Consider the following 23,220-nt stretch of genomic DNA (forward strand, 5'->3'; position numbering starts at 1 on the left):
GGAATCTGCTTGTCAATAGTTTTTTTAAGTTTTTTGTTTTTACTTTTCTTGTCGTTTGGTGACGACTTTATCAATATAACAGATTTTTTAATCTCTGTCAATAGCTTTTTAGAAAATTATTTGTTATTTTGTCAAAATATATTGATAGCCAATTCTTCCTTAGAAATATCAGTAATAGATAATGTATCATACTAATACACTACTAGTCAATGGTACTTTTACCCACATAAATATGTTATCTAACACATATTTATATTTATATCTTCCTCTTTTTTTATCTTTGCTTGTATCAATATCTCATGTTTGGGAAAACTCTATAAATAAGAAAGTTCTACTTCAGAGTTTCTATATAGAGAACTTAACCTCTATGACTTTTAAGCAAGTTGCCTAAATCTTTATGACTTAACCCGATTTATGATAGCTTCTGTCATAAATCAGAAGTCTTTATTATAGTGACTTATTTGGGAGGGGTAAGCAATGTCTATAAATTCTAATTCTATTTTTGCGAAATCTATGCTCAGCGATATTATCTATGAGCATTTAAAAAAATACTATGATGCTACATATGATGACCTCATAGTTCTCTGTATCGGAACTGATAGATCCACAGGAGATTGTTTAGGTCCTCTAATAGGATATAAGCTTTCACATGTTTCAAGATTATATTCTAATGTTCATGTTTTAGGTACATTAGAAGCTCCAGTTCATGCTAAAAATCTTATAGAAAATATTGACCGTATATATTCTTCATATAATAATCCATTTGTAATAGCTGTTGATGCATGTTTAGGTAAATTAGAAAGAGTAGGTTATATTAATGTAGCTAAGGGACCTTTAAAGCCTGGGGCAGGTGTGAACAAAGATCTGCCGCATGTTGGGGATATGCATATAACTGGCATCGTAAATATCGGTGGATTCATGGAATACATGATTTTACAAAATACTAGATTAGGCACAGTTATGAAGATGGCTGATATTATTTCATCCAGTTTTATCACTTCACTTTGGAAGTTCTTCAAGCAAAAAGAAAAGCTGACAACTAACTAAGTCTAATTTGTTGTCAGTCAAATAAAGGACTATATAATTTATTTTTAATTATATTATCTATTTCTTCTGTTGTTTTTCCTGCTGCATTAATTAAAATAGTTCCACTATTACTTGATATATCTATTCCACTGTTCATATTAGCTAAATTATTATGATATTCAATATCATATCCATCTGCCATATAAACTATAGCTTCGATATCACTACTGTTATTAAGGTCAACTACTTCATATCCAAGACTACTTAAACTATCTCTTAAGTTATGAAGTCCATCTTGTACTATAATCTTTTTTCTCATAAAAAAACCTCCAATATACTATAGATATATTTTTATCATTAGAGGTTTTTTTATTCTTATTTATTTGTATATACTTCTATTTTTTGCTCATCTATTATAAAATTCACTTCATCCTTTACCGGAATTACATCGCCATCTATATTTAATAATAGTTCCTTATCAAACCTTAACTTCACCTTTTTAGAACTATATACTTTAACTAAGTCAGTTAAATTTACATGTGTTCCCTTAAAGACTAAAGGAAAAAATCTAAGAAGCTTAAGTTTACTTACCTTTTTAACAATAATTATATGAAAGCTTCCGTCATCTAATACAGCCATAGGGCATATTTTCATTCCACCGCCATAATATTTTCCGTTTGCAACTGCAGTCAGCATAGCATCTATTTCCATAGTCTCATTATCAAGCTCTACTATAAGCTTCTGAGATTTATATACCATCAAAGTAATGATTAAACCTATTGTATAAGCTATTTTCCCTCTTATAACCTTCTTTACATCTTCAGTTCTTTTTACTATATCTGCATCTAAGCCTATACTAGCAACATTTAGAAAGAACTTACCGTTTATCCTGCCATAATCAATATGCTTTTTTTCACCACCTAACAAAGTATATAAAGCTTCTTCGGGATCCAAAGGAATATTCAAACTTCTAGCTAAATCATTTCCCGTTCCCCCTGGTATGATACCTAAGGTTCCATATCCTTTCTGAATGATTCCCATGGCAACTTCATTAATAGTTCCATCTCCGCCTACAGCAATTATGCTATCATAGCCTTCCTCTAAACCTTTAACAGTTAAGCTTGTTGCTTCCTTTGGTTGGCTGGTTATAGATACTTTATATTTTATATTAGTCTTGTCCATTTTTTCTTCAATAAGTGGAATCAGTTTTATAGCTCTGTCTCTACCTGCTATAGGATTTACTATAAATAACATTTTCAACAATATCACCAGCCCTATTTATAGTCTGTTAGGATACTATCTGTTTCTTTGCTCTATCTAAAGCTTGTATTTCCTCTACTGATAGTGGATAATTAGAATCGCCCTTTACTACTGGCTTTGCATAAGTTTTACTTTCATTTCTTCCATATATACTAGTTATGATAAATCCATTAAGCTTATCATCTAATAGTGCTACAGAAAAACTCAAATCACTTCCCATATCATTAAAAGCATTGTATCTTATAAATCCAATTCGCTGTAAACAAAACTGTAGTCTATCATCTAGATTCTCACAGCGTTTCTTAATTTCTGCAATCTCTTCTTTTGTGCTTCTTATTTCTTCAATATGCTCAAAAAGTATGCTTTCTAAAGAATGGGTAGTAGACCCCTGTACTAAGCGATCATATTTCTTCGTAATACTAGAAATCTTGATTCTGCTTATAATGAACAATAATAGCAATATAAAATTAAGCAAAGACATTACTATGACTATTTCTGTAATATAATCAGTGAAAATACTAAATATAAGTTCCATGTTTTCTCCTTTCCATTAATAATCTATATATGTATTCTACTTTAATTCTATTATAATATGAAAAATCCTGCTATGAAATTAATTTTTGATTACAATGAAAGCAAAAAAATAAAAGAAAATCTCATGTCTGATGTAACTTCAAACCAAGCACATAAATGAACAATATCCATTTAGTGCTCTAAGATTTTCCTTTATAACTCGATTTTCTGAATATCTTTGTCAGAAATTAAACGAGAACCAAATTTTAACAACTGAATGGAAGTAAACAAACTTGTGCTTTTAAATTACAAATTTTATTTAACTTCACACTACATTTCCTTTGATATAGTCTTTATTGCGAAAATAGCTGTCTCTATATCATTAAGAGTATTGAATGGTCCCACACTAAACCTGATGCACCCTTGCTCATAACAATTTATGGTCTTGTGTGCAAGAGGTGCACAATGTAGTCCTGGTCTCACTGCAATATTAAATACTTCGTCTAATATATAGCTTACTTCTGAAGAATCTTCTTCTCCAATATTAATTGAAATCACTGGAGCCTGCTTTTCTATATCACAAGGTCCATAGATTTTGATACCATCTATTTCTCTTAATCCATCTATAAAGGTTTTTGCCAATTTTCTTTCATGTTCTCTTATATTCTCTATACCTTTATCAAGGATGTATTTTATTCCTGCTCCTAGCCCTACTATTCCAGGCATATTAGGAGTCCCACTTTCGAACTTATCAGGATAAATATCAGGCTGGATTAAAGAATCAGATCGGCTTCCTGTTCCCCCTTCTTTCATTTGGGATATTTCTAAACCCTGTCTTATATAAACTCCTCCAGTACCCTGAGGTCCAAGTAAGCTCTTGTGGCCTGGAAATGCTAATATATCGATATTCATATCTATTACATCTATATCGTATACTCCTGCTGTTTGAGCAACATCTACCATATAGATTATGCCATGCCTTTTGGCAAGACTTCCAATCTCCTTTACTGGAAATATTGTTCCTGTAACATTAGATGCATGTGTGGTTACAATAAGCTTTGTATTGGTTTTAATATTAGCTTCAATATCCTTAACATCAATACTTCCAGTTTCATCGCATTGTATTATGGAAGTTTCTATACCGTTATTTTCCAATGCTTTTAAAGGTCTCAATACAGAGTTATGCTCCATTGATGTGGTTATAACATGATCATTGGGCCTCAATAATCCTTTAATCGCAAGATTTAATCCATCAGTTGCATTTGAAGTAAAGATAATTCTCATAGGATCTTCTATATTAAAGAAATTTGCTAAAAGCTCTCTAGTTTCATAAATAGCTCTTCCTGCCTTCAAAGCTAGTTTATGACCAGACCTGCCAGGATTTGCTCCATATTCTCTCATGGCTTCCATCATTGCATTATACACCAGTTCCGGTTTAGGAAAAGATGTTGCTGCATTATCTAAATATATCAAGGTTTACACCCCCAAATGATAATTTATACATATAGTATATTATATACCTATACTATTATAATACTTATATAGATAGAAAACTTGAATAATTAACTTTTTTGCAAGACTTAACAGCCCCTATAGTATGATGCAGCTAAGTAGTATAGTAGCTTTTTCTATTTACTATTTTTCTTCTTAAAATATAGTATAGCTTCAAGCACTGAACCTCCTATTGCCCTAGCTTTTTCTGAGATGGAATAGCAGTGTTCTATAATTCCTCTAGGATCAATATCAGCAATCTTTAATCCTTTGTATACTTCCAGTCCTTCCATAATTAGTCCTCTTAGAACACCATCAAGAGTAGCTCTTACGGGAACATCATCTACATAGGCGATAACATCTTGTTTTTTTACTAGTTCCCCTATTTTAGAAACATGTCTAATAACTCCATCTGCTGGAGATTTAACTACTCTTTCTTTTCCATATCCACTGATCAGTCCTGGAATACCTGTATTAGGCTCTGCTGTTCCTTCAAATATTAAATAACCTAAATAATGTCCCCTATTAGTTTCAATAACCACATCCACATCAATTCCTGCTTCAAAACCTGGTCCTAATCCTATAGTAATTGGAGCTAGGTCTTTACTAGTCCCTAAATTCTCTTTAGCAAGTATTCCATCTACTAATACATCTGCCTTGATGTTATTTAAGATATCTAACTTCTCATCAATAATAATAGGTATATTTTCTTCCTCCCAGCATTTATGTATATCTTCTATTTTATTTACTTTAATAGCTTTTACATCCTCTACTACTACTTGTCCATCAAATACTGCTTGTGCAAATGAAACAGTTCTCCTTATGACTGTAGGCTTTTCTATTTCTAGGAGTAAAACTTTAAATCCACTTCTATGAAGTCTATGTGCTACTCCTGTTGCAATGTCTCCTGCACCTCTAATTATTACTATATCATTCATTATTTTTCATCTCCATTTCAACTAAGTGTTGATATTCATCCCAAGTATCTATATCTAATCCCACTTTATAATCATCTATAGGCACATATTCTACTTCGTGAGGATTCTCCTTAATTATTATTCTTCCACCTTTATCTCCTTCTACTTCTAAAAGCTTATCCCTTAATTTTGATGAAAATATTGTGGGACTTCCTTTTTTTCCGTTGTAGCTTGGTACTATGATTTTTTTCTCACTATTATTAAACACTTCTATAATTTTATTTATTGTTTTAAAGTCCAGCAAAGGCTGATCCCCTACAATGAACATAAAAGCCCGAGTATTTAAGTTTGATGCTCTAATCCCTAACTTCATAGACTCACTTTGTCCTTTTTCAGGGGATGAATTAAAAACTGTCTTTATATTATATCTGTGACCTAAATCTCTAATAGATTCATTTTGATAAACTAATATAACCTCATCTAGCTTAGATTCCTTTGTAGCCTTTATTACCTTTTCTATTACTAGCTCTCCTCCAAAGTTTAGAGTCAACTTATCTCTGTTCATTCTCCTAGAGAATCCTGAAGCCATTATTATGCCTGTTATCATTTTAACACCTCTTAATATCATTAAGTCTTTTATTAGCCATACTACCAGCTACTAAGCCATCTATTGAAAAACCTTTATTACTAATGATATTTTCTATTTTCCTCGCTTTCTGCATCTGAAGCTCGTTGTCTGCTTTATTTAGCAATAAATACTTCTTATTGGTAGAAGGAGCACCTTTAAAAAGACCATCCTTTGATACTATTAATTTACTTATAACCTCTTCAGTTATAATATCTCCTATACTGCTGGCAGTTACTTTAGAAAATATTTCTGGTCTATGCACATTGGCTTCATCTATTAACTTGCCCAACGAATCTATTCCTATAACACCTATGGTTTTAGATGTTAAGTCTGGGATTACAGGTTCATGAGCTGCAGGAGCTTTTATAGGTCTTTCTTTAGAACCATCAGCCTCTACTAATATAAAGTCAAAAAAACCTTGCCTATATATAGTATCAATAAAACTACTGTCTACTCCTAAAAGTTTATTTTCAGGTGAAATACTTCTGCCTAATACAGTAATATTCCCTTTTTCTAAATTATGGTCTATATTCTGCCCACTTTCTAATATAATCAAATTATCATATAAATCTGAACTAGGATTATAAATTGCTGTAGTAGTAGTGATAAGAACTCTTCTACTTAGTCCCTTCAGTTCTGATGCTAGCTTAAAGATAGTTGTGGTTTTGCCACCTCCACCTATTACAGATATCATTTCCCTTGAGTTAATATCTATGTCAAAATATTCAATGATACTCATAGATGTTCTACTTCCCAAATGGACAAACTGGATAATGGCATACTTTACAATTTAGACAAAGACCTCCATGCCCTAGCCTTGTTATTTCCTTTCTTGAAAGAACTTCTCCTGTCATTATTCTAGGCAAAATCAAATCTAGAACTGTTGTCTTATGATACATGCCACAGGCTGGTACTCCAAGTATAGGAATATTTCCTTTATAAGCTAGCATGAACATAGCCCCTGGAAGAACTGGAGAGCCATATGTGATTACTCTATCAGATATATTTCTAATTGCTGTAGGAGTTAAGTCATCTGCATCAACTGACATACCTCCTGATGTAAGAATTATATCAGCACCTTGCCCTATTAATTCATTTATGGAAGCCTGTATCATGTCTATGTCATCTGAAGCATATTTGACTCCTAGCAAAGTCCCTCCATAAAATCTTACCTTTTGTTCTAGTACAGGACCAAACTTGTCAGTTATTCTACCATGATAAACCTCTGAACCTGTGACTACTATACCTGCTTTTAAAGGTTTTAGTTCTTTTACAGAAACAATGCTGCCTAAGTCTTTACAAATCTTTTCAATAGTTTCTATTTTATCTTTATTAATAGAAAGAGGTATTATCCTCGTCCCTGCCACTGATTGGTCCTTGTCTACAACAGTATTGTTATGAAGGGTTGCAATGATTATCATCTCAATATCATTAACTTCATCTAAAGCATCTAAGTTTATCTTCAATAATCCTCTCTCTTTTGCCTTTAGGGTTACCTTGCCTTCTGAAGGCTGTGTAGTATATACTCCCTCACCAGATATAGCCATACCTATTCTAATAGCCGCATCATCTTCATGTAAATCATTCTCTGAAAGCTCTAATACGTTTATATGGTTTTTCCCCATATCTTTTAGCATAGGAATGTCTTCTGGTCTTATAATATGCCCCTTCTTAAATGCTGCTCCCTTAAATTGACCTGGTACTATTTTAGTTAAATCATGTGCCAGCACCATTCCAATTGCATCTTCTACATTTACTATTTTCACATTTATTCCTCCTAGTTTTTCAAACTCTTTCTTAATTAAGTTACAGTCCAATTTCCTTTAAGACTAAAACCAAGCTGTAATAAGAAGCGATATATGTTCAAATATATAACGCTATGGCAAATAGGTAGAGGATTAACTCTACCTGTATTGTTCTTATCAGTTATTAAATCTAATAAAGTTACATAATTAAAACTTTAATAGGGAATTGATTGATACTCCTACTTGATATAATATATCATTTTCATCTAACATGGCAAGGAATTTAAATAGCTGATTGTCTTCAACTCTTCTTTTTATAGGAGTTGTGACATATAATTTTTGTTTTGATCTAAGCTGCTCAAAAGATGAATCTAAATCATATAAGTTCAATCCAATAGACTGTTTATCGTTGCTATACTTTACGTTACCCTTATTATCTGTGATATACAATACATCTACTCCAGTTTCCTTTATCAATGTGTTTAATAAGTTATTATCAATTACCTTACCTTTAGTTCTGTCTATTATATACCTTACATCCTTGAGCATCTTGCCTTCCATTACTTTAGTAGTTACATACTCTTGCATTTCGTCTGCGGTGCTACTGAGCTCATCGATTATATTATTTAAAGTTGTCAGTTTCTCATTCTGTAACACTACTTGTGCTGATGTCTCCTGCATCTCTGAGGTTATATCCTTTGAAAAATCTGTAACCTCATCTATGTTCTTTTGAATTTCAATACTCTTATTGCTTATTTCCTTTATGTTATCACTCATTAAATTTATCTTTTCTACACTGGACTTAAGATCTTCTTGTACTTTGTTAAAGCTATCCACAGTTTTTTCTATGTAGCGATACTCTTCCTCTACATGAACAGTTTCTCTCTCCATGTCCTTAGAGATATTTAATATTTCTTCTTTTAAAGTAGCTATGACTTCTTCTATTCTTGCTGATGCTTCGCTTGTTTCTTTTGAGAGTTTGCTCACCTCTGTAGCAACTACCCCAAACCCTTTGCCGTGCTCTCCTGCTCTTGCAGCCTCTATAGATGCATTTAAAGCTAGCATATTAGTTTGTTCTGCTATTGAATTAATTAAATCTATCATGCTGACTACATCTTCATAATAATCTATTAGCTTGTCCACGTTTATTGCCGTATTCTTTACTAAGTTTTTTGTAACTTCAATCTTCTCTTTTACTGTAGTTGTGTCCTCTATTCCCATCTGAACTCTTTTAATTGAATCTATAGTAAATGCAGCTGTGCTTTCCATTTCTTTGTTTATTTTATGTAGAGTATTTACAATATCATGGGTTTTATCAGATACATTACTCAACATATTAAGCTGCTGCTCAGTACTTTGACATGTAACTTCTGCAGAGGTAGCCACTACCTCCATGGCTGACTGTGTCTCGCATGAAATTACATTAATTTTCTCAGACATATTAGCTATTTGAATAGAAATATCTACTTGACGTTTAAAATTAGATTTAGTCTCTTCAAGCATTTTTCTAATTTCTTTTATAGCTTCATTGTTTGAATTTTTGACCTTCTCATCAATCTTTATCATTAAATCATTTTTATTCATACTTTTAAGAAAGAAAAGCATCTGCTCCATAACCTTATCATAGATTTTATTTAATACCAAAGCAGTAGCTAATGATATGAGAATAATCGCTATCAAACTTATAATCCAACTTTTAAAAAATGCAACCAAAGATACTAATATGCTAAGACTTATAAATAGTATAATAAATGTTCTTATGATGCTAAGAATACTTCTTTTGCTCATAATTCTTCCCCCTTGAATAAACTCAATCTTTTTTGTCTTGAATTAACCGTTGTCTAATATGAAGAGGGAATAAAATAATTATTCCCACTTCTTGGCTAAGCTATTTATTCTTTTACTGATAAATCAATAAAATCAAACTTAGAAACGTCAAATAACCCCTTGTCAGTGACCTTGATTTCTGGAATAACTGGTAGTGCTAAGAATGATAGTGTCATAAATGGATCTATATCTCTGTTTACCCCAAGTTCCTCATAGGCTATGTTTAGCATCTCAGCAAGTTTTTCATTTACATTTTCCATTGACTCATCAGACATGATGCCTCCTATAGGAAGATTTAGACTCTTTAAAACTTTTCCTTTAGAAGCTATGGCAATACCTCCTCCAACTCTAGCAACTTCTTTTATTGCCAATAACATATCTTCGTCACTATCACCGATGGAAATCAGATTATGGGAGTCGTGAGCAATTGTTAGTGCTATTGCTCCGTTCTTAAGTCTAAAATCTTCAACGAGACCTAATCCAACATTTCCTGTAGCATTATGTCTTTCAATAACAGCAAGCTTTAGAATATCTAGTTTACTATTGTTCTTAAACTCTCCATTCTTCACATCTACTTTTCTAACTACTTTCTGAGTAACTAAATTATGAGGAAGTAGTCTAATAACATTTGCTATATCCTTGTCTAGTCTTATCCTTAAATCTTCCTTGCTTACTTCCTTAATTCTTACAGTATCAGTGACATTTGAGTTATCAAAATCCTTTACATCAAATAAAGGCTTTTTGTTTTCACCTACTATTATACCATCTTTATATACCTGAAGTACATTAAAATTCTTTAAATCATCTACTACTATTAAATCCGCATTATATCCTGGTGCTATGGCTCCAATATTTTTTAACCTATAGCATTCAGCAGCATTTATGGTTGCCATTTGTATAGCAGAGATTGGATCAATACCATTTTTAATTGCAAGTCTAACATTATTATCTATATGACCTGTCAATAGTATATCTTCTGGATGCTTGTCATCTGTGCAAAATAAGCACCTTCTCATATTTTCTCTTTTTAATCCTCTCACTAACTCCTTAAGGTTTCTAGCTGCTGAACCTTGTCTTATTAAGATATACATTCCAAGTCTAAGTCTGTTTAACATTTCTTCTACTGTAGAACATTCATGTTCTGTCAATACTCCTGCTGCTACATAAGCATTTAATTCCTTATCCTTTATTTCAGGACCATGACCATCTATAAGCTTGTTGTGTTCTCTAGCTAGCTTAATTTTATCAATAATCTCTTCATCTCCACTAACAACAGCTGGATAACTCATAAGCTCCCCTAGACCTAAGACTCTTTCATGATCTATAAGCTCAGCTAAATCTTCTGCTAATAGCTTAGCCCCGGAGGTTTCAAAGTATGTTGCCGGTACACATGAAGGAAGCATAAAATATGCATTTAATGGTAACCCTTCACTTGAATCTAACATATACTTTATTCCTTCTATTCCTTTAACATTAGCTATCTCATGTGGATCTGCTATAATAGTTGTAGTTCCTCTTGGAACTACTGCTCTTGCAAACTGTGTAGGGGATACCATGGAAGATTCTATATGAACGTGACCATCAATAAGCCCTGGTGCTACAAACTTCCCTCCTAAATCAATCTCTTTTTGACCCACATAGTTACCTATTCCTACTATTTTTCCTTGATGTATAGCCACATCTCCTTCCACAATCTCATGTGAAAATACATTTACTATTTTAGCATTTTTAAGAACCATCTCTGGCTTTATTCTACCATATGCTAAGTCTATTTTTTGCTTAATTTCAGATCTCATAAAATCAACCCCTTATACAATTATATTCTTTCATGGTTTCATTACATCAATAAAAATAAAAGTTTTTATCAATATATTAGAAATTAAGGAGACTTCTTTGAATTTCTCTGACGAAAAGAAAACCTTTAATAATAAAAAACATAAAAACAAGACTTTACTATTAGTTATAAGAAAAGCTTCTATCGAGCATTAAAAATCAAGGAGGCTTTTCTTGAAGCTCAATGAAGAAAAGTTCTTGCTTATATAGATTATAAAGTAAAGTTTTCTTATTGGTTATAACAATGCATTCAGAAGAAAAAATTTTTCTCCTGAATGCTAGTTAGTTCATATGTTATTACATAATCATTGTTTATCTATCTTTATTCTGTTCATTTAAAGCCTTTAAGAGTTTTTCTGGTGTAACTGGTATTTCAGTCATTCTGACACCTACAGCATTGTAGATTGCATTTAGTATTGCCGGTGCCACATAAACTAACACAGGCTCTCCTATACCCTTTGCTCCAAATGGACCAGTGGACTCAGGATCCTCTACTATAATCTTATCTACTTCTGGCATATCCATAGCTGTAGGTATTAAATAATTTGTAAATCTGTTATTTTTCACTTGTCCTTTTACTACATTTAAGTTCTCTAATATAGCATATCCATAGCCCATTGCAAAGCCACCATCAATTTGTCCTTCAATTAGAATTGGGTTTATAGCTTTACCAACATCTTGAGCTACTGTAGCTTTTATTATTTCAACATATCCTGTCTCTGTATCGACTTCAACCTCTACTCCACATGCTCCAAAGGTATATGGCCAATATGGTGAGCCTTGGCCTGTTTCGTCATCCATTTGGGTGGAATGTGCTATAAAGGTTGCTTCTTTTCTTAATAATTCATCACCTATTTTTTCAGCTATTTCTTTGAAGGATACTTTGTTACTTGGGAAAGTTTTATTATACACATATCCTCCCTTAACAACTAAACCAGTATCACTATTTACTCCTAGTATCTCTACTGCTGTTTTTACTATATCAAGCTTTAATGACTCTGCAGCTCTTTTTATGGCATTACCTGTATTATATGTCTGTCTGCTGGCTGCTGCTGTTCCTGAATCAGGTGTAATACTAGTATCTTCATTTATAAAAACAATATCTTCTACTTTAAGTCCTAAGACCTCTGCAGGTATCTGGCTCATTATTGTCTTTGCACCCTGTCCAACCTCTGTAGCCCCAACATAAATTGCTACCTTGCCATCTTTTCTTAACTCAGCAATGGCATTTGAAACATCTGGGAACCCATTACCATATCCTGTTCCATAAAACATTGTTGCAAAACCTATTCCTCTCTTTTTCATTGAGCTACACCACCTTTAAATCTTTCTATAAAGTTCATCTTTTTCTCTACTTCGTCTATGCATCTCTCTAGAGGAACACTCTCACTTAATATTTGTCCCGTAGCCGTTTCAGAATCTACTCTAAATATGTTCTTTAATCTAAATGTAATTGGATCCATACCTAATTTTTCTGCTAATATATCCATCTGTTGCTCATAAGCAAGAGGTGGTTGAGTAGCTCCAAAGCCCCTCATAGCACCTGCAAAAGGATTATTTGTATATACAGCATAGCTATCTACTTTCACATTTGGTATCTCATAAGGACCAGAAGCATGAACTCCTGCTTTTCTCATAACATTTATAGCCCATGAAGCATAAGCTCCTGTATCTCCTATTAATGTAGCTTCCATAGCTAATAGTTTGCCATCTTTTGTGGCACCTGTCTTATATTTCATTTTAACCGAGTGTCTTTTACAGTGTGCTTCAAAGGATTCTTCTCTTGATAGTATTATTTTTACAGGCCTACCTGTAAGCTTGGTAGCTATTGCCAGATGAATCTGTACAGTTATATCCTCCCTGCCTCCAAAAGCACCTCCAACAGCAGGGTTGATTATTTTAACTTTTTCTGTTGGCATACCTAAAGCTTCAGCAACTTCTATTTGATCAAAGTGAGGATATTGAGTTGCAACTGCAACAACTACTGTTCCATCTTCCTCCATATATGCAACTCCAGCTTCAGGCTGTAAGAAGGCATGATCAATCATTGGTACATAGTACTCGTTTTCCGCTATTACATCACATTCTTTAAATGCTTCTTCTACATTTCCTTTTCTAATTTTATAATGATATACTACATTGCTATTACCTTCATGAATTTGTGGTGCTGTTTCCTTCATAGCTTCTTCAGGGTCAAATAATGCTTCTATTTCTTCATATTCAACTTTAATAGCTTTGAGAGCCTCATATGCTATTTTTTCAGACTCAGCAACTACTAATGCTATCGGATCTCCTATTCTTCTTACTTTTTTATTGCAGAATACTTCGTGGTCTTTAAATAAAACTCCATGACTATTGTGACCAGGCACATCTTTTGCTGTTAATATCCTTACTACACCTTCTATTTTTAACGCTTCAGTTAAATCTAATGTAAAATATGCATGAGGTTTTGTAGATCTTAGAGTTTTAGCATATAGCATATTATCCATATAAATATCTTGGGGATATACTGCTTTTCCTGTAACCTTAGAAAGTCCATCTACTCTAATTACACTTTTACCTACTACATCTAGTTTCACTTCTACTCCCCTCCCTTTAAATCTTTAGCTGCCTTCTCTACAGCATTTACTATTTTATTATAACCAGTACAACGGCAGAGGTTTCCAGATATGGCTTCTCTTATTTCACTTCTATTTGGTGAAGAATTTTTATCTAATAATGCCTTTGCTGATAATACCATTCCAGGTATACAGAATCCACATTGAACTGCACCTTCATCTAAAAATGCCTGTTGAATAGGATGTATCTTTTCTCCCTTGCTTAAACCTTCTATAGTAAGTATTTCTTTTCCTTCTGCTTGAAAAGCCATTACAAGACATGAAGCCACAGTTTCACCATCCATAATTACTGTACATGCTCCACACTCGCCTTCTCCACAGCCTTCTTTTGTTCCTAGTAGCCCTAATTTATCTCTTAAGACATCTACGAGCCTCATATCTTCTTCGATTTCCACTTTATGAACTATACCATTTACATTAAGCTCTATTTTTTTCATAGCTTTCCCCTTCCTTCGATTAAATCAACATGTAAATCAAATGTTTTGCCTAATAGCATTATTTAGAGCACTTCTTAATACTCCCTTAATAGCTGAGCTTTTAAATTCAACTGTAGACCTTCCAGCTAGTCTTTCTGCAACTTTTTGCTGCATTAGCTTAAGTCCATCTTCGATGACTTCTTCAGTTAAGTTCTTACCTTTAAAGAATGCTTCAACTTCTCTTTCTCTCATACCAAATCTTCCTAGAGAACCGTTAGCTATTCTGATATTTCTACAAGAGCCATCAATATCAAATTCAGCAAATACACTAGTACATATTCTAGAAATAGCTAAAGCTTTTCTAAGTCCTAGTTTACTAAATGAAAGTACTTGTCCTTCACTGGGGTTATCAAACTTCACAGATACAAGTAATTCATCATCCTTTAATGCAACCTTTCCTTTATCTAAAAATAACTCTTCTACTTTAACTTCTCTTTGTCCACTCTTGCTTTTTATAACTGCAATTGCATCTAATGCAAGAAATGGTGGAACTGTATCAGCTGCAGGAGAACCGTTGCAGATATTACCTCCAATTGTACCTTTATTTCTAATCTGAGGTGAACCTACAGAATGTGCTGCCTCTTTTAGTCCTGCAAGTCTGCTACTCAATAATTTTGACTCAGCTATTTCCGTAAAGGTAGTAGCTGCACCTATCTCAACTTTATCTCCTTCCACCTTAATAAATGACATTTCCTTTATACTAGATACATCTATTAAAGCTTCAAAATCCACCTTATGGTTTTTAATCTCTATAACTAAGTCTGTCCCCCCAGCAATAACTTTACCTTTTTCTTTATATTGATCTAAAAGTTCAACAGCCTCTTCAACAGTATTGGGTTTATGTGCGTATTTTATAGTCATATCTATCCTCCTTAATCTAATTGGTAAAAATATTATAACCTAACATATAATATATAACCAAAATGTTCAAATGCTATGTTTTAGAAAAAACTACATAATCCTTAATTAAGATGGTTAAGAAGTTTATTGTAAAACCATAGTTTCGTAATTTATTATTCTAATGTCATAGTTTTACAATAAAAAGTGAACTCAGAATAGTATGCAGAATAAAACATGGGGTAAAGCTTATAGATATACATATTGATAGAAATTCTGAATTCAATTTTTATTGCAAGTAAATATTCTTTAAACTAATAACCTAACTCTTAGGTTTTGACTTAAAGGTCCGCTCCCTAAGAAGGGAGCGGAACTAAATTCATGAAATCTAATTTTATAGGAAAATATATTTTAATATAAACAATACTGATAATATATAAACAACTGGTGATACTTCTTTTCCTCTTCCAGCTATAAGCTTTAACACTGCATATGATACCATACCAAATACAATACCTTCAGCAATACTATATGCTATTGGCATCATAATAATAGCTAAAAATGCTGGTATAGCTTCTGTATAGTCATCAAAATCAACCTTTAATACAGATGACATCATAGATAATCCAACTAATATAAGTGCTGGTGCAGTAGCTGCTCCTGGAATTATACCAAATATTGGTGCTAGGAATAATGCAAGTAAGAATAATATAGCTGATGTTAGTGCAGTAAGTCCTGTTCTACCACCCTCAGAAACTCCTGATGCACTTTCAACAAATGTTGTAACTGTACTTGTTCCTAATAGTGCTCCTGCAGTAGTTCCTACAGCATCTGCAAATAATGCTGGTTTAACTCTTGGTAAAGTTCCATTTTCATCAAGCATATCAGCTTTTGATGCAACTCCAACTAATGTTCCTATAGTATCAAACACGTCTACAAATAGGAATGTAAATATTACTATTAACATATCAAGACTAAATATATTTGAAAAGTCAAGCTTAAAAGCTACTGAAGCTAGTGAAGGAGGCATTGAGATAAAACTACTTGGTAGCTTTGTAACTCCTAAAGGTATAGCAATAATTGTAGAAGCTAAAATACCTATTAGCATAGCCCCTTTAACTTTTTTGTGTAGAAGAATACCTGTTATTATAACTCCTAAAATAGTTACTATAGCTGCTGGTTGTGTAAGGTCTCCTAATTTTACTAATGTAGCTGGATCTCCTACGATAATACCTGCACTTTGGAATCCTAGGAAAGCTATAAATAGACCAATACCTGCTGAAACTGCATTCTTTAAGTTCATTGGTATTGCATTTACTATTGCTTCACGTACATTAACAAAGGACATTAATATGAAGATAATACCTTCTATAAATACTGCTGTTAATGCAAATTGCCATGAATAACCCATAATACCACAAACTGTGAATGCAAAGAAAGCATTTAATCCCATACCAGGTGCTAATACAAATGGATAATTAGCATAGAAAGCCATTATTAGAGTAGCTATTGCTGCTGATAATGCTGTAGCAGTAAAAACTCCACCCTTATCCATACCTGCTGCTGAAAGCAAATCTGGGTTTACAGCTAAAATATAAGCCATTGTCATAAATGAAGTAATACCAGCAATGATTTCTGTTTTAACATTTGTCTTATTCTCGCTTAGCTTAAAAGTCTTTTCTAAAAAACCTGTTTGAGCTTTACCGTTACTCATTATTAAACCCCCTATTTTTTTATTTTTCCCTTTGAAACTTTCCCTTGTATAAAAAATCTCTTAAATAACTCCCTCCCTTCTACACATTTTATAGATTCTCTAAGACAATTAGTGTCTTAGAACTCATAATTAAGCAGTTAAATTATTTTTTATTCATACTTAATTATGAGCCTGTACATTAATATTTATTATCACGTCAGTTAGTATAATTAAACAGGTATAGTGTTGTGATTATTATTACGACTAGTAAGTGCATATTTCTATTATGCACTTACTAGACATAATAATGAAAACGTTTTGCTGTTATTATCATACCCAAGTCTCTACATTAAAATGTAAAGACTTGGGGTTAAATGTTACCTAACTACTGGATCAAGTATTTCAAAGTTATCTACGTCAAGTAAGCCTTTGTCGCTTATTTTCCATTTTGGACTTGTAGATAAAGCTAAAAACGAAACGTGCATAAATGGAGCATGTAACGTTCCACCTAGCTGATTTTTTACAGTTGCCTCTAAAGCTGCTATTTTAGCACTTACTTCTGGACCAGTTAATTCATCTGTTATAAGTCCTCCAACTGGAAGTGCTAGTTCATCTAATATTCTACCATTATTAGCTACAGCAACTCCGCCGCCCATTTCTATAACTCTATTTACAGCAACTACCATGTCTCTTAAATTAGTTCCTGTTACTGTTATATTATGCGTATCATGGGCAATTGACTGAGCAAATGCACCTTGCTTCAATCCAATTCCTTTTACCATTGTCTTACCGATGTTTCCATTACGTCCATATCTTTCTAAGTTGGCTAAGTATATTACGTCTTGGTTGACATCAGCTTCTACTACACCTCTATTAACTCTAACTTGAGCTTCACCAGTTCCTGTTAGGTTTTGATCAGGTATAGCCTGGATATATCTAACTGTAGCAGTATTTCCCTCTGCCCTAATTTCTAAATCTGCTTCAGTAATAGGCGCTCTTTTCACTGAGTTTTTAACTACATCAGGATAAGTGTATTTTGGTAAATCTATTAATAGCTGTCCCTGTGAAGCTACTAATTGTCCTTTTATAAATACAGCCTCTACAGTCATTTCTTTAAGGTCACTGATAACAGCTATGTCTGCTACTCTTCCTGGTAAAAGAGCTCCTCTATCATCTAGACCCCAATAAGTTGCAGGGTTGATTGTTGCCATTTGTATAGCTTCTATTGGGTCTACCCCTTCTCTTATTGTTCTTCTGATAATATCATTCATATGACCATATTTTTCTAAGTCCTCTGCAACCATGTCGTCTGAAACTAAGATAAGTCTTCTTGAATCTAGTCCCTCTTCAGTCACAGCTCTTATACATTCAGCCATATTTCTTTGAGTAGAACCTTCTCTCATAAATACATATACGCCCTGTCTTAGCTTTTCAATACACTCTTCCTTAGTTGTTGTTTCGTGGCAGGAACAAGTTCCACCACAGCATATTATGTGAGCTGCTAAGTCAGCACCAAATAATTCCGGAGCATTCCCATCAACTGGCTTTCCTAAACTCTTAGCATAAGTAGTTGAAGTCAATAAGTCTGTTATTATTTCTGGTGTATTTTTATATACATGCTTAGCAAGAGAAAATCCTTGTAGTTCTCCTATACCGAATATGTTTGGATAATTTAATAAGTCCTCCATATCCTTAGAATTTACATCAACACCTGCTGTCTCTAAACTTGGAGCATCAGGGGTTAAAGCTGGAACTTGTAGTCTTACATAGTTTGGTACTACATTACATTCGTCGGCCATAGCCTTCATAGCTACTGGTCCCAATGCATTACCTATTTCATGTGGGTCAGCTATTAAAGTTGTTGTACCAGAAGGTATAGATAATCTAGAAAACTCAGTAATAGTCAACATACTACTTTCAAAGTGCATATGTGAATCCATAAATCCTGGTGATAGATATAAGCCTGTTACATCTACTACCTTTGTATCTGGTCCTATTAGTGATTTACAATCACCAACAAGTAGTATATAGTCTCCCTTTATAGCTATATCTGCTGTGTACACTTCTCTAGTTATTACATTTATCACATTACCGTTGTGAAGTACTATATCAGCAAAGTGTTTATCTGACATAAGTACATCTATTAACTCTCTATATTCTATTGCTCTTTTTACATCTTGTGGCTTTAGCAAACTTTTGCCTCCTTTCCTTTGTTACTCACTAATAAATTCCTTATATACATCCATATTATCTACTATGCCTACAATAGCAGCGTCTATTGCAGAGTTTTTCTTATCTGCCGCATTTCTTGATGCAGTGCCTGTTGCGAAAATCACTACTTCACCTATACCTGCACCTACTGTATCTACTGCTATTAGTGGCTTTCCTGAAGGCTTAGAATCTATGTCAATAGGTTGTGTTATTAAAAGTTTACTCCCTACTAGACTTTCGCTTTTTCTTGTTGCAACTACCGTACCTACAACTCTGCCTAATTGCATTTTATCACTCCCTTACTCTAATGTCCCTTGACTATTTTAATTCCTAGCTCTTTTGCCCTGTCATATGCTAGAGGAGTTATAATTGATCCTATAGGTACAGTCACTTCATTGTTGATGGTTTTCATGTTAATTAAGTCTTTTTCAGTTATAACCTGACGCGTACTATGGCTTTCTCCAGCAACTGTATTTTGTGAGCTTTGCCCAGTAACAGTAGTGGTTTCGTCCATTGGACTGTCTCTGAAGACATTTAACATCTCTAACACATAATCTTTCTTATCAACGCTTTTTATTCCCATCATCTGAAGTTTTTCTACGTAATCATTCATTATTTGCTGGAGCATTGGTACTTTAGATCTGTTCCCCCTATAAGCAAGTACATTGCTAAAGTCCATAAGTATCTTCTTGCCATGCCATAGCCCCTGCCATAATAAAGTTGATATAAAACAATCCTGTATACCTAAGGCTAGTTTAGTAGCAGTGTCTTGGGTCAGCATAGGTACTATAATACCGTCTACACTTTCTAAAATTTCGCCAAAGATTAATTTGTCCTTTTGTGTATAAACCTTATCTGTTTGTAGGGTAGATTTTATAGAAGCTATTCCTTGCTCACCAATAATTTCTTCCCCATTTTCAGTTAAGGCAATATCAAAAGTAAAACCATAGCGCCTTGCTTTTGAAAGTTCCCTAAGTGACTCATTTAGTCCAAAGTTAGTTCCTGTAAATACGGCTAAAATATGCTGATTTACATAGTCTTGTGGCTTACATCTGAAATCGGCTCTTTCCTTTGGACTATGACCACCATTTAATTTTTGCACCAGTTGACTAATTATGTCACTGGTTTGGTTGTATTTTTCCATACTCTAACACCTCATATGGTTTAGGCTACCATCATAGTTCTGTAGCAGCTTTTTAAGAAAAATTCTATTCGTAGTTTTTAAGAATCACTCTTTCAACTTCTGAGTGTGGTCTTGGAATTACATGTACTGAATGTAACTCTCCTACTGCTCTTGCAGCTTCTGCACCAGCATCTGTTGCAGCCTTAACAGCACCTACATCTCCTCTCACCATAACTGTTACAAGACCAAAACCAATTTTATCATATCCCACTAAAGTAACATTTGCTGCTTTAACCATAGCATCTGCTGCTTCAACAGCACCTACTAAACCTTTAGTTTCTACCATACCTAACGCTTGACTCATTATTATTCCTCCTTATTAATTACTTTGTAGTTGTCTTTTTTTTACTTTCTTCAGTATTAGCTTTTTTATCTTCATTTTCCTCTTTTTTTGATTCAACTTTTTGGTTATCTTTCTTAGATTTTAAGTTCTTTTCAAATATTGAAATTAATCTATCTACTTCTTCATGTGGTCTAGGTATCACATGACCAGATACAACTTTACCAACTCTATTGCCAGCAGACACTCCAGCTTCAACAGCTGCCTTAACTGCGGCTACTTCACCTGCAATGTTAATAGTAACACTTACAAGCTTATCTACACCAATTACCTTCTCAACTCCTACAAGCTTCACATCTGCTGCCTTACTTGCAGCATCTAATGCTGTAATGGCTGCAGTTAATCCAACTACCTCGATTAATCCAAGAGCTGATTTCACAACTACACCTCCTTATTTCCTATCACTATAGTAAGGAGCCCTTTTTTCCTATTGAGTTCAAAGAAACCTTAGGAATATAAGCTTCTAAATTGTTTATTACTCCTGTTTTTACATATACATCTTTCGTATTTTGTTGTTGCGCTACTTGATTATCTACAGTACTTACTTGATTGTTTGATTTTTTCACCTTGCTAGCTAAGTCATTTAGAGTCATCATAGTGTTTGATTTGTTGTCAATAGAATTACTGTTTTTCGGCTTTACATTTCCTTTAACTAAATCTTCAAGCCTAACTTTCTCGAATGTATTTACTCCACTGTTATACTCTGCTGGCTTAGATACTGATTTAGATGCTCTCTCAGATAATGAATTAAGAGTATCTAAAGTTCTAGAAGGTCCAGTAGCTTTTCCTAAATTCTTATTCATAACATTCAGTAGTAGTTGTTCGTCTTTTTGTCCTAATCCTGATATAGAATAAGTGTTTTTTGCAGAATTACTTCTTGTCTCGTTTATTTTACTACCTTGAGTAATGTTATTCATAATCACCCTTGCCAACGGGTTAGCCATTTTATTCACCACCCTTTAGCTAATCTAACATTTTATCTACTTCGTCATGAGGTCTAGCAATGACATTTGTAGATATAATTTCAGCTAAGCCCTTTACTACTTCTGTTGCGTTATCAACGGCTGCTTTTACTGCTGCTACTTCACCTGATACTATTACAGCAACGACTCCAGAGCCGACAAAGTTCACATCAACTATGTGTACATCAGCTGACTTAACCATAGTATCAGCTGCCTGGATAGCAGCCACTAAACTTCTGGTTTCTACCATACCTATGGCCTGTCTCATACTCTATTACCACCTTTATTTATTTTTTCATTCCTGGGAAATATTTTTGAATATCTATTTTCCCCTCAAATCCAGGAATCACTGCCATTTCATAAAAATGTGCTTTCTCACCTAAAGGCTTTGTAGCATCGATTCCCATTTTATCTGTAACTCCACGAGCCACATGGGATGCTTCTAATCCTGAACCTAAAGCTCCTGGAACTATTACCACATCCTGTGAAGCTTGAACTCTAGAAGCTAGTGCATGCTCTACACTTTTTACATTATATATATCAACATCTTCATCTACTATTACCACATGCTTAATATCATAAAATGCACCAAGTGCGCCTAATATTGCAGACTTGCCATCTCCTTCTTTCTTCTTGCTTATAGAAATAATAGCATGTAATCTGCATCCTCCGCCAACAGTTATGTTTACATCCTTTACATCTACCATGTTCTTAAGAGCCGCATATAGTTCTGCTTCTCTAATAAGCCCATTAGCAAGATGTTCCTCTCTACAAGGGAAGGCATGTTGGAATATAGGGTTATTTCTATGCATAATAGTCCTTACTTCCATAACTGGATTTGGGGCAACATCTCCATAGTAGTTCATTAATTCACCAAATGGTCCTTCAACTTCTCGCCTATTTGGAACTAATACTCCTTCGAGAACCATCTCTGCATATGCTGGAACTTCTAAATCAACAGAGTGGCATTTTACAAGCTCAAGAGGTTCACCCCTTAAAGCACTATCAACCTCATACTTGTTAAGACCATACTTTCTAGAGCCTATTTGAGATGCTAGAAGGAAAGTTGCATCATAACCAAGTACTACTGCACACTCTAACGGTTTATTCATTTTTTCAAACTCTGCAAATTGCTCCCTTAGTGCAGGAGAATGACCAGATATAAGTGCATTTATAATATTTCCTTTATGGACTTGAAATCTTCTAACTGCCATATGTGTATAACCTGTTTCAGGCTCTCTTACTATGAGCATACCTGCTGTTATGAAACTAGATGCATCTTTTTCATGAGAAGTAGGTACTGGTAACATTCTTTGTATATCAATATTTCTAGTAATGATATTTTCTTTTATTGGCCCATTACTTACTAACTTTGCAGGTTGAGGATTTGCTATTGCATTCATGTATTTAAATATTCTTTCTTCTGGTGTAGTATCGGTCATCATGTAATAGAGTTCTCTATTTCCATAAAGCCCTCCTACTACAGGCATATCGTATCCTTTTACTCTGTTAAACAGTATAGGCTTTTCATTTTCAAAATATCTTAATACTGCTCCTAGTTCATATTTAGGATCTACTTCTACATTACATACTTCTAGCTCGCCAAGCTGCTCTAGCTTACTTAGAGTAGCCCTTAGCATTTGTTTTTCCATACTCTCCC

General features: G+C 33.7%; 24 protein-coding genes. 1 reads left to right on the forward strand and 23 read right to left on the reverse strand.

The window, feature by feature from the left end:
• The first annotated feature begins 513 nt into the window (after positions 1-513).
• Positions 514-1,047, forward strand: a complete 534-nt coding sequence (gene yyaC / locus DW1_RS14670; protein ID WP_242942519.1) for a spore protease YyaC — start codon at positions 514-516, stop codon at positions 1,045-1,047.
• A gap of 13 nt (positions 1,048-1,060) precedes the next feature.
• On the opposite strand, the gene DW1_RS14675 is transcribed toward yyaC, so the two are convergent.
• From DW1_RS14675 to DW1_RS14785, 23 genes are all read right to left on the reverse strand, one after another.
• Complete coding sequence (locus tag DW1_RS14675) at positions 1,061-1,345, reverse strand: YkuS family protein (protein ID WP_074351686.1); 285 nt, start codon at positions 1,343-1,345, stop codon at positions 1,061-1,063.
• A 56-nt stretch (positions 1,346-1,401) separates the two neighbouring features.
• Positions 1,402-2,280, reverse strand: a complete 879-nt coding sequence (locus tag DW1_RS14680; RefSeq protein ID WP_074351687.1) for a diacylglycerol/lipid kinase family protein — start codon at positions 2,278-2,280, stop codon at positions 1,402-1,404.
• A gap of 34 nt (positions 2,281-2,314) precedes the next feature.
• Complete coding sequence (locus DW1_RS14685) at positions 2,315-2,821, reverse strand: DUF4446 family protein (RefSeq protein WP_074351688.1); 507 nt, start codon at positions 2,819-2,821, stop codon at positions 2,315-2,317.
• 308 nt (positions 2,822-3,129) lie between these two features.
• Entirely contained in the window at positions 3,130-4,272 is a 1,143-nt protein-coding gene (locus DW1_RS14690) for an aminotransferase class V-fold PLP-dependent enzyme (RefSeq protein ID WP_074351689.1), read from the reverse strand.
• Positions 4,273-4,427: 155 nt separating this feature from the next.
• The gene (gene yqeB, locus DW1_RS14695; RefSeq protein ID WP_347499888.1) at positions 4,428-5,228 is read right to left on the reverse strand and encodes a selenium-dependent molybdenum cofactor biosynthesis protein YqeB; all 801 of its coding nucleotides are present in this window, start codon (positions 5,226-5,228) and stop codon (positions 4,428-4,430) included.
• Complete coding sequence (mocA, locus tag DW1_RS14700; protein ID WP_074351693.1) at positions 5,221-5,814, reverse strand: molybdenum cofactor cytidylyltransferase; 594 nt, start codon at positions 5,812-5,814, stop codon at positions 5,221-5,223. The genes yqeB and mocA overlap by 8 nt, the downstream gene beginning before the upstream one ends.
• A 1-nt stretch (position 5,815) precedes the next feature.
• Positions 5,816-6,574, reverse strand: a complete 759-nt coding sequence (gene yqeC, locus DW1_RS14705; RefSeq protein WP_074351695.1) for a selenium cofactor biosynthesis protein YqeC — start codon at positions 6,572-6,574, stop codon at positions 5,816-5,818.
• Between the two features lie 7 nt (positions 6,575-6,581).
• On the reverse strand, positions 6,582-7,601 hold the full coding sequence (locus DW1_RS14710) for a molybdopterin-binding protein (RefSeq protein ID WP_074351696.1): 1,020 nt from the start codon (positions 7,599-7,601) through the stop codon (positions 6,582-6,584).
• Between the two features lie 186 nt (positions 7,602-7,787).
• Positions 7,788-9,368, reverse strand: a complete 1,581-nt coding sequence (locus tag DW1_RS14715; RefSeq protein WP_074351697.1) for a methyl-accepting chemotaxis protein — start codon at positions 9,366-9,368, stop codon at positions 7,788-7,790.
• A gap of 104 nt (positions 9,369-9,472) precedes the next feature.
• Complete coding sequence (gene ade, locus DW1_RS14720; protein WP_074351699.1) at positions 9,473-11,203, reverse strand: adenine deaminase; 1,731 nt, start codon at positions 11,201-11,203, stop codon at positions 9,473-9,475.
• A gap of 349 nt (positions 11,204-11,552) precedes the next feature.
• On the reverse strand, positions 11,553-12,545 hold the full coding sequence (locus tag DW1_RS15980) for a xanthine dehydrogenase family protein molybdopterin-binding subunit (protein ID WP_074351701.1): 993 nt from the start codon (positions 12,543-12,545) through the stop codon (positions 11,553-11,555).
• Positions 12,542-13,819, reverse strand: coding sequence for a xanthine dehydrogenase family protein molybdopterin-binding subunit (locus DW1_RS15985; protein WP_074351702.1), 1,278 nt, complete (start codon positions 13,817-13,819; stop codon positions 12,542-12,544). Before DW1_RS15985 ends, DW1_RS15980 begins: the two co-directional genes overlap by 4 nt.
• Positions 13,820-13,821: 2 nt before the next feature.
• Entirely contained in the window at positions 13,822-14,295 is a 474-nt protein-coding gene (locus tag DW1_RS14735; protein ID WP_074351704.1) for a (2Fe-2S)-binding protein, read from the reverse strand.
• Between the two features lie 36 nt (positions 14,296-14,331).
• On the reverse strand, positions 14,332-15,195 hold the full coding sequence (locus tag DW1_RS14740; protein WP_074351706.1) for an FAD binding domain-containing protein: 864 nt from the start codon (positions 15,193-15,195) through the stop codon (positions 14,332-14,334).
• Positions 15,196-15,565: 370 nt separating this feature from the next.
• Positions 15,566-16,885 carry an NCS2 family permease gene (locus DW1_RS14745; RefSeq protein ID WP_074351708.1) on the reverse strand — a complete coding sequence of 440 codons (1,320 nt, stop codon included), beginning with the start codon at positions 16,883-16,885 and terminating at the stop codon, positions 15,566-15,568.
• A 356-nt stretch (positions 16,886-17,241) separates the two neighbouring features.
• On the reverse strand, positions 17,242-19,056 hold the full coding sequence (locus DW1_RS14750) for an adenine deaminase (RefSeq protein ID WP_242942517.1): 1,815 nt from the start codon (positions 19,054-19,056) through the stop codon (positions 17,242-17,244).
• A 21-nt stretch (positions 19,057-19,077) separates the two neighbouring features.
• Positions 19,078-19,362: a EutN/CcmL family microcompartment protein gene (locus DW1_RS14755; protein WP_074351709.1), complete on the reverse strand. Its 285-nt coding sequence runs from the start codon at positions 19,360-19,362 to the stop codon at positions 19,078-19,080.
• 17 nt (positions 19,363-19,379) lie between these two features.
• Entirely contained in the window at positions 19,380-20,219 is an 840-nt protein-coding gene (locus tag DW1_RS14760) for a hypothetical protein (protein WP_074351710.1), read from the reverse strand.
• Positions 20,220-20,283: 64 nt separating this feature from the next.
• Positions 20,284-20,565, reverse strand: a complete 282-nt coding sequence (locus tag DW1_RS14765) for a BMC domain-containing protein (RefSeq protein ID WP_242942520.1) — start codon at positions 20,563-20,565, stop codon at positions 20,284-20,286.
• Between the two features lie 16 nt (positions 20,566-20,581).
• Entirely contained in the window at positions 20,582-20,977 is a 396-nt protein-coding gene (locus DW1_RS14770; protein WP_074351713.1) for a BMC domain-containing protein, read from the reverse strand.
• 25 nt (positions 20,978-21,002) lie between these two features.
• Positions 21,003-21,542: a hypothetical protein gene (locus tag DW1_RS14775; protein WP_074351715.1), complete on the reverse strand. Its 540-nt coding sequence runs from the start codon at positions 21,540-21,542 to the stop codon at positions 21,003-21,005.
• A 19-nt stretch (positions 21,543-21,561) separates the two neighbouring features.
• Complete coding sequence (locus DW1_RS14780) at positions 21,562-21,828, reverse strand: BMC domain-containing protein (RefSeq protein WP_074351717.1); 267 nt, start codon at positions 21,826-21,828, stop codon at positions 21,562-21,564.
• 19 nt (positions 21,829-21,847) lie between these two features.
• The gene (locus tag DW1_RS14785) at positions 21,848-23,212 is read right to left on the reverse strand and encodes a UbiD family decarboxylase (protein WP_074351718.1); all 1,365 of its coding nucleotides are present in this window, start codon (positions 23,210-23,212) and stop codon (positions 21,848-21,850) included.
• Positions 23,213-23,220: the final 8 nt, after the last annotated feature.

The organism is Proteiniborus sp. DW1 (assembly GCF_900095305.1).
GTDB lineage: Bacteria > Bacillota > Clostridia > Tissierellales > Proteiniboraceae > Proteiniborus.